The sequence below is a fragment of the Vibrio tapetis subsp. tapetis genome (genome assembly GCF_900233005.1).
In the GTDB taxonomy this organism is placed as follows: domain Bacteria; phylum Pseudomonadota; class Gammaproteobacteria; order Enterobacterales; family Vibrionaceae; genus Vibrio; species Vibrio tapetis.
Genome location: NZ_LT960611.1, coordinates 1,334,275 through 1,348,365 on the forward strand (window position 1 = coordinate 1,334,275; position 14,091 = coordinate 1,348,365).

Annotated in this window: 12 protein-coding genes; 2 read left to right on the plus strand and 10 right to left on the minus strand. The window is 45.1% G+C overall.

Annotated elements, in window-relative coordinates:
* Positions 1–3: 3 nt before the first annotated feature.
* The gene (gene mepM, locus VTAP4600_RS05875) at positions 4–1,335 is read right to left on the minus strand and encodes a murein DD-endopeptidase MepM (protein WP_102521940.1); all 1,332 of its coding nucleotides are present in this window, start codon (positions 1,333–1,335) and stop codon (positions 4–6) included.
* Positions 1,332–2,471 (minus strand): zinc ABC transporter substrate-binding protein ZnuA, encoded by a 1,140-nt coding sequence (gene znuA / locus VTAP4600_RS05880; RefSeq protein WP_102521941.1) that lies wholly within the window; start codon positions 2,469–2,471, stop codon positions 1,332–1,334. The genes mepM and znuA overlap by 4 nt, the downstream gene beginning before the upstream one ends.
* Positions 2,472–2,555: 84 nt before the next feature.
* Here znuA and znuC point away from each other — a divergent pair, with 84 nt between their 5' ends.
* Both znuC and znuB read left to right on the plus strand, forming a co-directional pair.
* Complete coding sequence (gene znuC, locus VTAP4600_RS05885) at positions 2,556–3,341, plus strand: zinc ABC transporter ATP-binding protein ZnuC (protein WP_102521942.1); 786 nt, start codon at positions 2,556–2,558, stop codon at positions 3,339–3,341.
* Positions 3,334–4,119: a zinc ABC transporter permease subunit ZnuB gene (gene znuB, locus VTAP4600_RS05890; RefSeq protein ID WP_102521943.1), complete on the plus strand. Its 786-nt coding sequence runs from the start codon at positions 3,334–3,336 to the stop codon at positions 4,117–4,119. Before znuC ends, znuB begins: the two co-directional genes overlap by 8 nt.
* A gap of 76 nt (positions 4,120–4,195) precedes the next feature.
* On the opposite strand, the gene sucD is transcribed toward znuB, so the two are convergent.
* The 8 genes from sucD to sdhC all read right to left on the minus strand — a co-directional run bounded on the left by sucD (position 4,196) and on the right by sdhC (position 13,795).
* Positions 4,196–5,068: a succinate--CoA ligase subunit alpha gene (gene sucD / locus VTAP4600_RS05895; protein ID WP_102521944.1), complete on the minus strand. Its 873-nt coding sequence runs from the start codon at positions 5,066–5,068 to the stop codon at positions 4,196–4,198.
* Positions 5,068–6,234: an ADP-forming succinate--CoA ligase subunit beta gene (gene sucC / locus VTAP4600_RS05900; protein WP_102521945.1), complete on the minus strand. Its 1,167-nt coding sequence runs from the start codon at positions 6,232–6,234 to the stop codon at positions 5,068–5,070. The genes sucD and sucC overlap by 1 nt, the downstream gene beginning before the upstream one ends.
* Before the next feature lie 183 nt (positions 6,235–6,417).
* Entirely contained in the window at positions 6,418–7,629 is a 1,212-nt protein-coding gene (gene odhB / locus VTAP4600_RS05905; RefSeq protein ID WP_102521946.1) for a 2-oxoglutarate dehydrogenase complex dihydrolipoyllysine-residue succinyltransferase, read from the minus strand.
* A 28-nt stretch (positions 7,630–7,657) separates the two neighbouring features.
* Positions 7,658–10,468: a 2-oxoglutarate dehydrogenase E1 component gene (gene sucA, locus VTAP4600_RS05910; protein ID WP_102521947.1), complete on the minus strand. Its 2,811-nt coding sequence runs from the start codon at positions 10,466–10,468 to the stop codon at positions 7,658–7,660.
* Positions 10,469–10,571: 103 nt separating this feature from the next.
* Positions 10,572–11,285, minus strand: a complete 714-nt coding sequence (locus VTAP4600_RS05915) for a succinate dehydrogenase iron-sulfur subunit (RefSeq protein WP_102521948.1) — start codon at positions 11,283–11,285, stop codon at positions 10,572–10,574.
* A 12-nt stretch (positions 11,286–11,297) separates the two neighbouring features.
* A complete protein-coding gene (sdhA, locus tag VTAP4600_RS05920; protein WP_102521949.1) occupies positions 11,298–13,064 on the minus strand; it encodes a succinate dehydrogenase flavoprotein subunit in 1,767 nt (588 codons plus the stop codon).
* Positions 13,065–13,409: a succinate dehydrogenase, hydrophobic membrane anchor protein gene (sdhD, locus tag VTAP4600_RS05925; protein WP_102521950.1), complete on the minus strand. Its 345-nt coding sequence runs from the start codon at positions 13,407–13,409 to the stop codon at positions 13,065–13,067.
* Positions 13,403–13,795: a succinate dehydrogenase cytochrome b556 subunit gene (gene sdhC / locus VTAP4600_RS05930; protein ID WP_102521951.1), complete on the minus strand. Its 393-nt coding sequence runs from the start codon at positions 13,793–13,795 to the stop codon at positions 13,403–13,405. The genes sdhD and sdhC overlap by 7 nt, the downstream gene beginning before the upstream one ends.
* Positions 13,796–14,091: the final 296 nt, after the last annotated feature.

Sequence of the window (14,091 nt, forward strand, 5' to 3'; positions counted from 1 at the left end):
TATTTAGATTTGGTCACGTAAACTTGAAAGAACACTTTCTGCTGTAGCCACAAAGCGAGTACGCTGATTACTTGGAACTGGCGACGCCTGTGGGAGGGGAACTTTCATCGCGTTAACAGGGCGTGAGTTCTTAATCAACTCATAGTGAAGGTGTGGTCCCGTAGAGCGTCCGGTATTACCACTAAGTGCAATTTTTTGACCACGTGTAACGGTATCGCCCTTTTTAACTAGAATACGGTGTAGGTGTAAGAACCTCGTCATGTACTCTCGTCCATGCTTGATCACCACGTAATTGCCAGCTAAAGCATGTTTTTGAGCTTTAACGACCACGCCATCACCCGTCGCATAAATAGGTGTACCAATCGGGGTGGCGAAATCTGTACCATTATGGGGAGCAATACGACCTGTTACCGGGTGTTTACGGTTAGGGTTAAACGGAGAGCTGATGCGGTATCTTTTAGAGGTCGGCAAACGATCAAATGCTCTCGCTAGACTTTGGCCTTTCTCATCATAAAAATTACCATCTTGATATTGGATCGCCGCGTATTCTCGACTGCCACTTTGATAAAGCAATGCCTTAATCTCACCGCGCCCTACTGCTTTGCCGTCAATAAACTCACGCTCTAATTGAACGGCAAAACGATCACCCTTTTTCGCTTGTCGACCTAGATCAAACTTCCATTGCATCGCTTTCGCAATGGTAATGATCTGACCTTCCGATAAACCGGCAGATCGCGCTGCATTATAAAAACTATCTGTTATCCGCCCATGAAGCAAAACTGGCTGCATCTCGCCTTGGGTTTCAACTCTTTCGTAATGATAACGGCCGTCTTCCCACGTATAGAGATCAGCATCTTTTACATTACGTTCGAGCTTTAATTCGGTAATTTTTCCGCCTTCTCCAAGCGACCACTCTAATGTCATTCCAGGATTGATTCGCTCAATCGAACGATTGGCTGCTATCAGAGAGTACATGTCATTTTGAGTCAAACCGTACTGCTCAAAAATACTGCCTAGCAGCTCATTTTTGGCAATAACGTGTCGATGGGTTTGCTGCGCGGAACTAATTTCTTGCTCTAACTCATCTTTCGGTGCTGAAAACTCAGGTGAATTAGAGTCTATTTGCTCCCCTAAAGGCTCGCTATTTTGGTCGCCAAGTACCGAACGCTGCGTCGTTGACATGTCAACGGGCTTTCGCGAATCCGAAGCAATTTCAATACTCGAAGGTCGCCACAAAAGGGCGACCATCGTTAACGTCGCCAAGCTTAAGATAGATAGGCGATGTTTTTTAGGGAAGCGCTGCCATGAACTGGCAGCGTTCTGGATATTTTTCATTCAGATAAACATGTCTCGAATTGGGAACCAAGTGACTTCAAGAAGTCAAAGTATGCACCCGACTGAACAGTGATATCTATCGCTAGAGGATCTAACTCACCACGATTAACATCTGTACCACGAGTCACAGACTTCACCACTGCAGGGGTAAATTGTGGCTCTGAGAATACGCAATGTGCCGCATTAGATTCAAGCTTTTTACGAATTTTGTTCAAGGTTTTTGCGCCAGGCTTACGCTCAGGACTGACAGTAAAGTGACCTAAGTTATTTAAACCAAAATAGTTTTCGTAATATCCGTAAGCATCATGGAATACAAAATAACCTTTGTCTTTCACCGATTCAAAACTAGACTGCAACTCCGCAGTTGTTGCAGAAAGGTTTATTTTAAACTTCGCTAAGTTATCTTTGTAGACTGCAGCATTCTCAGGATCAATTTCAGACAACTTGCTAGCAATCACTGCTGCAATCTGTTCAGCTTGCTTTGGCCCTAACCAAACATGCGGATCACGAGAGCCTGCAGCGTGGCTATGATCGCCATGATCATGTCCTTCATGTCCTTCATGTGCATCATGCTCATCCGCTTTGTGAGAGTCATGGTCATGTCCTTCGTGAGAATCATGGTCATGCCCTTCGTGAGAGTCATGGTCATGCCCTTCGTGAGAGTCATGGTCATGCCCTTCGTGAGAGTCATGGTCATGCCCTTCGTGAGAGTCATGGTCATGTCCTTCATGAGAGTCATGGTCATGTCCTTCATGAGAGTCATGGTCATGTCCTTCATGAGAATCCTTGTGATTACCGCAACCACAGCCACCATATTTTCTAAAAGTTATGCTCTCATGTTCACTCAGATTTAGTGAACCTTTGTGTTCAACTAATACGCCTTGTAAAAAGGTTTCTAGATCCGGGCCAACCCAAATAACCAAATCAGCTGAACGAAGTTTTTTTACATCTGATGGTTTTAAGGCATAATCATGCGGCGAAGTATTGGTGGACATTAAAACATCAGACTGAGTCACGCCTTCTGTAATTTCATTCGCAATGAGTTGAATTGGCTTGACCGAACTCAATACGTTTGTCGCGTGAGAGACTGCTGGAACAGCACTCAAAGCGATAAGTAATAGTGATAAACGTGACATTTTTTCCTCTAGATCAAAGTTACTTGGTTAACTTAGGCATGAATGTTACTTTATAACATATCAACAATGCAACACAGGTTTACAATGAAACCGCTCGTCTCTTTAAAATCTATTAATGTTAAATTTGGTGGCAACACCGCTCTTTCCAACATTGACCTTGAACTCTATAAAGGCCAAATAACCACTTTGATTGGCCCAAATGGCGCGGGTAAGTCGACGTTAGTAAAGGTTATTCTCGGCCTAAATAAGCAGTTTACGGGCACACTGACTTTAGATGGTAAACCGAAGATAGGTTACGTCCCTCAAAAACTTCGCCTTAATGATACACTTCCTTTGAGTGTTGAAAGATTTTTAAAGCTAGCAGGAAAATACAGCCAACAAGAACGTTTAGACGCACTTCGCCTTGTCGGCGCTGGCCATTTAAATGAACATAATATGCACATGCTTTCCGGCGGAGAAACTCAACGGGTTCTGCTCGCTCGGGCATTATTGCATCGACCTGAACTACTTGTTTTAGACGAACCCGCTCAAGGTGTCGACGTGCAGGGGCAAATCGATCTTTATGAACTAATTGATCATCTACGTCATCGCTTTAACTGTGCCATATTAATGATTTCCCATGACTTGCACTTAGTCATGGCAAAAACCGATCACGTAGTATGTTTGCAGCACCATATTTGCTGTTCAGGGGCTCCTGAAATGGTCAGTAAGCACCCATCTTATATCGCGATGTTCGGCCAACGCTCCCACGAATCAATTGCGTTTTACGAGCATAGCCATGAACACCATCATGACTTAGCAGGCCAGCCCGTTTTAGGCGAGGCCCTCGACTGCCACAACCATAAACACGGACATTGCAAACATGATTGATTTTCTGCTCCCTTCCATACTTGCAGGGATTGCAATTGCTTTGATCACAGGCCCTTTGGGTTCGTTTGTTGTCTGGCGTAAAATGGCCTATTTTGGCGACACTTTAGCGCACGCTTCTTTACTGGGGTTATCGCTGGGTTTCTTACTTGATATCAACCTGTACTTCGCACTTGTCATCTGCTGCATAGGCTTGGCCGTCGTATTGGTGACTCTGCAAAGGCAACAACTCGTTGCAACTGATACGTTACTCGGGATCTTGGCACACAGTTCTTTGTCTATGGGCTTGGTTGCTATCAGCTTCTTTGACAATGTTCGAGTGGATCTGATGGGGTATTTGTTTGGTGATTTGCTAGCAGTTTCACCTGACGATTTATGGTTTATTTTCTTAGGTGGTGCGTTTGTATTAACGATGTTATTTATCTTTTGGCATCCGTTATTGTCGAGCAGCGTAAACGAGGAATTAGCGAGTATTGAAGGCATAAACACTGAGCTTATGCGCTTAGTACTCATGCTATTGGTAGGCGTTGTCATTGCCGTGGGTATGAAATTTGTAGGTGCGCTACTCATCACCTCATTGATGATAATACCAGCCGCTGCCGCGAGAAGATTCGCAAAAACACCAGAACAAATGGCATTACTCGCTTCCATGTTTGGTGTTGCGTCTGTTATTTCAGGCCTCTATTGTTCATGGCATTTTGATACTCCGGCGGGCCCTTCCGTTGTACTCAGTGCGGCATCGATATTCTTGCTAGCGCAGTTCAAAAAAGTAGCCAGCTAGATAGACTTCCGATGAATAAAAAAATACCGACGCTAATATCGTCGGTATTTTTGTTTGGACGTAAGTATGAGTTTACTTACCAGCCAGTGATTTCGCGTAACGCTTTACCAATGTCTGCTAAGCTTTTTACTGTTTTAACGCCAGCTTCTTCAAGTGCTGCGAATTTGTCTTCAGCAGTACCCTTACCACCTGAGATAATCGCACCAGCATGGCCCATACGCTTACCAGGAGGCGCTGTAACACCCGCAATGTAAGAGACGACAGGCTTAGTAACGTTTGCCTTAATATAAGCCGCTGCTTCTTCTTCAGCAGTACCACCAATTTCACCAATCATCACGATGGCTTCGGTTTCCGGATCTTCTTGGAATAGCTTCAAAATATCGATGAAGTTAGAACCAGGAATCGGGTCTCCGCCGATACCAACACAAGTAGACTGGCCGAAGCCTTCGTCTGTTGTTTGCTTAACGGCTTCGTACGTTAGCGTACCAGAACGAGATACGATACCAACTTTACCCTTCTTATGAATGTGACCAGGCATAATACCAATCTTACATTCATCAGGAGTAATGACACCCGGGCAGTTAGGACCAATCATAACTACGCCCGCTTCATCTAGACGTACTTTAACGTCAAGTAGATCAAGCGTTGGAATGCCTTCAGTAATGGTAACGATCAGCTTGATACCTGAATCGATGGCTTCAAGGATCGCATCTTTACAAAATGGTGCTGGTACGTAAATAACCGAAGCTGTTGCGCCGGTTGTTTCTACTGCGTCACGAACGGTGTTAAATACGGGTAGGCCCAAATGAACCTGTCCGCCTTTAGCCGGTGATACACCACCGACCATTTGCGTTCCGTAATCAATCGCTTGCTCTGAGTGGAATGTACCTTGTCCGCCAGTGAAACCTTGGCAGATTACTTTGGTATCTTTATTAATTAATACAGACATTATTTGCCCTCCGCAGCAGCAACTACTTTTTCCGCTGCTTCCGTTAGAGAGTTTGCAGCAATAATGTTAAGTCCACTTTCTGCAAGTTTTTGCGAACCAAGTGGAGCATTGTTGCCTTCTAGACGAACGACAACCGGTACTTTTACGCCAACTTCTTCCACTGCACCAATGATGCCGTCTGCAATCAAGTCACAACGAACAATGCCGCCGAAGATGTTCACTAGAACGGCTTTAACATTGTCATCAGAAAGAATGATTTTGAACGCTTCTGTTACACGCTCTTTCGTCGCGCCTCCGCCAACATCTAGGAAGTTTGCAGGTTGACCGCCATGTAGGTTCACGATATCCATCGTACCCATCGCAAGTCCAGCACCATTAACCATGCAACCAATGCTGCCGTCGAGTGCGACGTAGTTTAGTTCCCATTGTGCTGCATGTGCTTCACGCTCATCTTCTTGAGATGGATCGTGCATTTCACGAAGCTTAGGCTGACGGTACATCGCGTTTGAGTCGATGTTGATTTTTCCGTCTAAACACAGAAGGTTGCCTTCTTTGGTGATAACCAGAGGGTTAATCTCAAGTAGCGCAAGGTCGTACTGTGCAAACATGTCGCCAAGACCCATAAAGATCTTAACAAACTGCTTAATTTGATCACCCGCTAGGCCTAATTTGAATGCTAGCTCACGACCTTGATAAGTCTGAGGGCCAACAAGTGGATCAATCGCAGCTTGATGAATCAACTCAGGCGTTTCTTCAGCAATTTTTTCAATATCCACACCGCCTTCTGTTGACGCCATGAACACGATACGACGTGTTGCACGGTCAACTACCGCACCTAGGTACAGTTCGTTAGCAATGTTTGATGCTTCTTCAACCAAGATCTTAGTTACTGGTTGACCGTTCGCATCTGTTTGGTAAGTCACTAGGTTTTTGCCTAGCCACTTTTGCGCAAATTCTTTTACGCCGTCTTTAGTGTCATGAAGCTCTACGCCGCCCGCTTTACCGCGACCACCAGCGTGAACCTGACATTTAACAACTTTCTTTTCCGTGCTTATACGGCCAGCAGCTTCAAAAGCTTCTTGCGCAGTATCACACGCGTATCCTTCTGGTACGGGTAAACCGAATTCTGCAAACAGCTGTTTGGCTTGATATTCATGCAAATTCATTGAGCTATTCCATTTGTTTATCCCTTAAGGGATTTATTATTTCCATTAAGCCATTACTTGAGTACACATCAAGACCTAGGTCTTAGAAGGCACTTGTAATGTCTGTGCTTGTAGGGTTGTTGAGCTTAGTTGAGGCAAACCTCAAATTTAGGAGCTGATTCTCACCAGCTCCCAAGGGCTAAATTACACGTCTAGCAATAGGCGTGCTGGATCTTCTAGTAACTCTTTAATTGTTACTAGGAAACCCACTGACTCACGGCCATCGACAAGGCGGTGATCGTAAGACAGTGCTAGGTACATCATTGGTAAAATTTCAACTTTTCCATCAACCGCCATTGGACGATCTTGGATTTTATGCATCCCCAAGATTGCTGCTTGTGGTGGGTTAATGATAGGCGTTGACATCAGGGAGCCAAACACTCCGCCATTAGTAATGGTGAAGTTGCCACCTGTTAGTTCGTCAACCGTTAGCTTGCCATCGCGGCCTTTAACAGCCAGCTCTTTAATGCCTTTTTCAATGTCAGCAAATCCAAGCGTATCGCAGTCTTTTAGGACTGGAGTAACCAAGCCTCGCGGCGTTGATACAGCCATGCTGATGTCGAAGTAATTGTGGTATACAATTTCTTCACCATCAATTGATGCATTCACTTCAGGGTAACGTTTTAGTGCTTCTGTTACCGCTTTAACGTAAAAAGACATAAAGCCAAGACGCGCACCGTGACGCTCTTCAAATTGGTCTTTGTACTGTTTACGAAGTTCCATGATTGGCTTCATGTTCACTTCGTTAAACGTTGTTAGCATTGCCGTACTATTTTTTGCTTCTAGCAAGCGCTCAGCGACACGTTTACGCAAACGAGTCATTGGCACACGCTTTTGTGTACGAGCTGCTGAAGGCACATCAATTTCAGGTTCAGCTTTAGCGGTAGAAGCCGCCTTTTTAGCGTTAGCTAGGTGAGCTTCGATGTCTTCTCGAGTAATACGACCGCCAACACCAGTACCTTTAACCTGACTTGCTTCAAGGCCATGCTCGCCAAGGAGGCGACGAACGGCTGGGCTTAGCGCATCATTGGTTTCTTCGGTCAGTGCCGCTTTATGGCGCTTGTCCGGAGAGGCTTCGTTCTCTTCAGTTTTATCGACTGTTGGTTCACCAGCAACCGCACCCGGCTTTAGACGGCCAATAACTTGACGTCCTAATACCGTTGCGCCTTCGGCTTCAACGATCGCTTCCAATACGCCATCTTCAGAAGCCGGAACTTCCAAAACGACTTTATCTGTTTCGATATCAACGATCACTTCATCACGAGTTACCGCATCACCAGGCTGTTTGTGCCAAGTAGCAACCGTTGCGTCTGCGACAGATTCAGGTAAATCTGGAACCAGAATTTCAATTGTCATGTCTGTTTCGTCCTTATTCTTCTAGTTCTTAATCTAGAGTCAGCGCATCGTTAACCAGCGCTTTCTGTTGTTTCAAGTGTACTGACATATAGCCAACCGCAGGTGACGCTGAAGCCGGACGACCGGCGTATTTCAAGTCTGTTCCAGCAGGGATAGCTGCACGGAAGTTATGTTGACTTGAATACCAAGCACCTTGGTTTTGAGGCTCTTCTTGACACCACACGAAGTCTTGAACATTGCTGTATTGTGCAATCGCCGCTTCTACGTCATCTTTCGGGAAAGGATATAGTTGCTCGATACGAACAATAGCAACATCATCTTGTTCATTGTTGCGGCGTTGTTCTAGTAGGTCGTAATAAACTTTACCAGCACAGAACACAACGCGTTTCACTTTAGCTGCATCCAACTCATCCACTTCTGGAATAGCTGGTAGGAAGGTGCCCTGAGACAAATCTTCAAGCGTAGATGTACACAATGGATGACGTAACAATGATTTCGGCGACATTACAATCAGTGGGCGACGCATTGGACGCACAACTTGACGACGGAGCATGTGATAAACCTGAGCCGGTGTTGATGGAACAACAACCTGCATATTCTGTTCAGCACACAATTGTAAATAGCGCTCTAAACGTGCCGACGAGTGCTCTGGGCCTTGACCTTCATATCCATGAGGAAGCAGCATAGTAAGACCACATAAACGCGCCCACTTTTGCTCACCAGATGAAATAAACTGATCGATAACTACTTGGGCACCGTTGGCGAAATCACCAAACTGAGCTTCCCAAAGCGTTAAGCCTCCAGGCTCTGTCGTCGCGTAACCATATTCAAATGCCAGTACTGCCGCTTCTGATAACACTGAATCATAAACTTGGAATGGCCCTTGTTTATCATGAATGTTTGTCAGAGGAACATAGGTACTCGCATCCGATTGATTATGCAGAACAGCATGACGGTGGAAGAAAGTACCACGGCCTGAATCTTGGCCTGAAATACGAATGCGCTTACCGTCATCAACTAATGTTGCGTAAGCCAATGTTTCTGCCATACCCCAATCAACAGCCTTTTCACCGTTCATCATGGCCACACGATCGTTATACAGTTTTTGTACACGACTTTGCAGTTTATGGCTTTCTGGGTACTGACAAATACGCTGGCCGAGCTCTTTCAGACGGTCAATATCGTATTCATTTTCCCAAGCATCATCCCAGTCGTGATCTAAGTATGGAGACCAATCGACAGAGTGAAGACGCATAGGACGCCATTCTTTTACTACCACTTCACCGTGATCAAGCGCATCACGGTATTCATTAACCAATTGAGTAGCGGTTTCGATATCGAACTCGCCTCGGTCAATTAACACGTCCGCGTACAATTTGCGAGGCGTAGGGTGCTTCTTAATTTTCTGATACATAAGAGGCTGCGTTGCACTTGGCTCATCAGCTTCGTTGTGTCCATGGCGTCGGTAACAAACCAACTCGACCACCACATCACGTTTAAACGTATTACGGTAATCCAAAGCAATTCGAGCAACAAATGCTACCGCTTCTGGATCGTCAGCGTTAACGTGGAAAATTGGCGCCTGAACCATCTTAGCAATATCAGTACAGTACATGGTCGAGCGAGTATCACGCGGGTTGGAAGTAGTGAAACCAACCTGGTTGTTAATCACAATTCGAACAGTACCGCCAACTTGGAAACCTCGGGTTTGAGACATATTGAATGTCTCCTGTACCACGCCTTGGCCAGCGATGGCAGAGTCACCATGAATAGTAATAGGAAGAACGCTGTTGCCATCTTTATCGCCTAAACGATCTTGACGCGCACGAACTGAACCGATAACTACCGGGTTTACGATTTCCAAATGTGAAGGGTTAAACGCTAGTACCAGGTGAACATCATTACCTGGTGTCGCAAAATCTGCTGAGAAACCTTGGTGGTACTTAACGTCACCGGTTCCCCATGTATCATCGTGCTTGCCTGCAAACTCATCAAAGAGATCTTGCGGCTTTTTGCCCAACACGTTAACCAACATGTTTAAACGGCCACGGTGAGCCATGCCCACGACAACTTCACGCATGCCTTGGCTACCCGCATGACGAATCATTTCTTTCGTCATTGGAATCAGTGCATCACCACCTTCCAATGAGAAACGTTTCGCGCCCGGGAATTTCGCACCAAGATAACGCTCAAGGCCTTCAGCTGCCGTTAGCTCATCTAAGAAAGTTTGCTTTTCTTCTCGGTTGAATGATGGCTGTCCAGATACCGACTCCAAACGCTGTTGAATCCAACGCTTTTGTTCTGTATTGGTCATGTGCATGTATTCTGCACCGATAGAGCCACAATAAGTCTGTTGAAGTGCTTTATGCAGATCTTTTAGCACCATGGTCTCTTGACCAATAGCAAAAGAACCTACATTAAAGGTTTCTTCAAAGTCTTCTTCATTGAGATTATGAAAGGCAGGATCTAGGTCAGCGACAGGATCGCGTTTCCAAATTCCTAGGGGATCTAGATTAGCAGCTTGATGCCCGCGGAAGCGGTAAGCATTAATAAGCTGTAGAACTTTTACTTGTTTCGCATCGACATCAGGATCACTAACTTGGACATTGTAATGCTTTGTTTCTTTCGCTAATCGACGGAAGTAGTCACGGACACGAGAATGAGGCTGCTCCACTACATCTTCAGGATGCGTAGGTAAACCTTCAAATACTCGTTTCCACTCCTCACTTACCAGGTCGGGGTCACTAAGATACAGTTCGTAGAGGTCCTCTACGTACGTTGCATTGGCGCCAGCCAAGTGTGAAGACTCGAGCCATGCCTTCATCACGCCGTTGTGCATATTTTCCCTTAACCAGTAGTTTCACTTGTGCTCGGACATTATGCCGAGCATCTATCCTGCTGACCCGAAAGCCAGCAAACTTCTATTCCATTTTCGACTGATATCACACAGAACGATTAATCAACATCGTTTTAATATGACCTATCGCTTTCGTCGGATTTAATCCCTTAGGACAAACACTTACACAGTTCATGATGCCATGGCAACGAAAAACGCTAAATGCATCGTCAAGATCAGATAAACGTTCATCTGTTGCACTATCGCGGCTATCAATTAACCAGCGGTACGCAGCAAGTAAACCAGCTGGTCCGATGAATTTATCAGGGTTCCACCAGAATGAAGGGCACGACGTCGTACAACATGCACACATAATGCATTCATACAATCCATCTAAATGCGCTCTATCTTCTGGAAGCTGAAGGTTTTCACGCGATGGCGGTACGTTGCCATCGGAGACCAAATAAGGTTTCACTTTTTCGTAATTATCGTAAAACTGTGTCATGTCAACGATCAAATCTCGAACAACAGGCAGTCCAGGCAAAGGGCGAATAACAATCTTGTCTTTGCCAATTAGGTCAGACAAAGAAGTAATACACGCCAAGCCATTTTTACCATTCATGTTCAAGCCATCTGAACCACAGACACCTTCACGACAAGAACGACGGAATGCGATCGTTGGATCTTGCTCTTTCAACAAGATAAGCGCATCCAGTAGCATCATGTCTGATCCCTCTTCAACTTCAAGAGTGTAATCTTTCATGTAAGGCTTTTTATCCGCATCAGGGTTATAGCGGTAAAGAGAGAAAGTCAGTTTCATAATATTGCTCCCTTAGTAGACACGTGCTTTAGGCGGAAATGCATCACGATGGATTGGTTCCATGTTTACGTCACGCTTAGACATAGATTCTGTCTCTGGGTCGTAAACTGAATGACACAACCAAGTGCTGTCATCACGGTCTGGGAAATCGAAACGCGCGTGAGCACCACGGCTTTCGGTTCTAAAGTTAGCCGCTACTGCTGTCGCGTAAGCCGTCTCCATTAAGTTTTCTAGCTCTAAACACTCAATGCGTTGGGTATTAAACTCTGTCGACTTATCTGCAAGGTGCGCATTTTTCAGTCGCTCACGAATCACTTTAAGTTCTTCCAAGCCTTTTGCCATTGCATCGCCTTCACGGAACACCGAGAAGTTATTTTGCATGCACTGCTGTAGGTCTTTACGAATTTGCACAGGATCTTCACCACCCGTGCTGTCTTCCCAACGATTGTAACGAGCCAGTGAAGCTTGAATATCATCTTCAGTCGCTGGTTTAGCTTCCGTTTGAGCTTTTAGCGTTTCGCCAAGGTGTAAGCCTGTTGCACGGCCAAATACCACTAAATCCAACAGTGAATTACCACCTAGTCGGTTAGCCCCATGAACCGATACCGAAGCAATTTCACCACAAGCATACAAACCATGAACTTCTACGTCGTTACCTTGGCTGTCTTGTTTAATCGCTTGACCGGAGACTTGAGTTGGTACGCCCCCCATCATGTAGTGACAAGTAGGAATTACTGGAATCGGCTCTTTTACAGGATCCACATGCGCAAACGTACGAGATAGTTCACATACGCCAGGTAAGCGAGATTCAAGTACCTCTTTACCTAGATGATCGAGCTTAAGTTTGATGTGTGGGCCCCATGGTCCATCACAGCCACGTCCTTCACGAATCTCAATCATCATTGAACGCGCGACAACATCACGGCCTGCAAGATCTTTTGCGTTTGGTGCATAACGCTCCATAAAGCGTTCGCCGTCTTTGTTCAGCAGATAACCACCTTCACCACGACAACCTTCTGTTACCAGTACACCCGCACCAGCAATGCCTGTCGGGTGGAATTGCCACATTTCGATATCTTGCATTGGTACGCCAGCACGGATTGCCATGCCAACACCATCACCAGTATTGATGTGCGCATTCGTGGTAGAAGCGTAAATTCGACCAGCACCACCTGTCGCTAATATGGTGGCTTTCGATTTGAAATAACAAACCTCACCGGTTTCCATACATAGTGCTGTTGTACCAAGAATCGCCCCGTCTTCATTTTTTACTAAATCAAGCGCGTACCACTCTGAGAAAATGGTCGTTTTGTGTTTGATGTTCTGCTGATACAACGTATGAAGCAAGGCATGACCTGTACGGTCTGCCGCAGCTGCCGTACGCGCCGCTTGTTCACCACCAAAATTTTTAGATTGGCCACCGAATGGTCGTTGGTAGATCGTTCCGTTATCGAAACGAGAAAATGGCAGCCCCATCTTTTCAAGTTCGATTACCGATTCTGGACCATTTTTACACATGTACTCGATGGCATCTTGATCACCAATGTAATCAGAACCTTTCACCGTGTCGTACATGTGTTGTTCCCAATGATCTTCGTGCGCATTACCAAGAGCAACAGTAATGCCCCCTTGAGCGGACACAGTATGAGAACGGGTTGGAAATACTTTAGATAACAAGGCACAGCTAAGGCCTTGCTCAGAAATTTGAAGGGCAGCGCGCATACCCGCACCACCAGCGCCGATTACCACGGCATCGAATTCACGAACAGGAATAGTCACTTACGCACCCCACAATACAAATAGGCCAGAGAAAAAGTAGCCAAACAATACAACGACAATCGCCAACTGTAATCCACCGCGGAGAGCCGCAGGTTTAATGTAGTCAGTCAATACCTGCCATAGTCCAATCCATGCGTGAATTAGCACACACACAAGTGAAACCATGGTAAACACCTTGGTAAACGTGCCAGCAAAAAAAGCAGTCCAAGAGTGGTAGGTAATATCGTTAAAGGCACAGAAGCCCACAATATAAAAGGTATAAAGCGTAAGAACGATGGCACTCGCACGAATAAGTAAGAAATCGTGTACGCCATTACGTCCGAAGGATGAAATATTCTTTACCATACTAGTATCCCCGCAAGAAGAGACAGTACACCAGTAATGATAAACGAGACTTTCGCGCTCATCGCTCCTGATTCGAGTTCTTCAAAATAACCAAGGTCCATTGCGAGATGGCGTAGGCCACCAACAATGTGATATGCCAATGCAGTTAGAATGCCCCATAAAATAAAGGTGACAAAGAAACCATCGACTAAATCATAAGCTTGTTTAAAACCAAGGGGGGACGACAACGATACGGACAACAACCACAGCAAAATTCCTATTGCTACAAACGTGATCACACCTGCAACTCGATGCAGGATTGATGCAATAGCAGTAATAGGAAAGTGAACGGTCTGTAAATCTAAATTAACAGGTCTTGACTTTCTATCTTTCACGGGCTTGCTCACTCAGCTCCTTTGAAGCATTTATTGTTATAGGCCAAATTTGCTCTCAAACCGACAATTTTTAACATTTAATTAACGTTTATTCGCGATATCTGCCGAGTTTAATGTAAATGGAATGTTAAAATTCGTATTTAAGTTTTTCCTTATATTTCTTTTTAGCCTAGAATTTATAAGGATTTAAGCAAAATTTTCAATGTAACTATACGGGTGGTAACATATTAATACAAACGATGTAACAAATAATGCCACATAGAACAGATTTTTAACTTTTTTCCTATGAAAAATTCAAACAAGTGCAC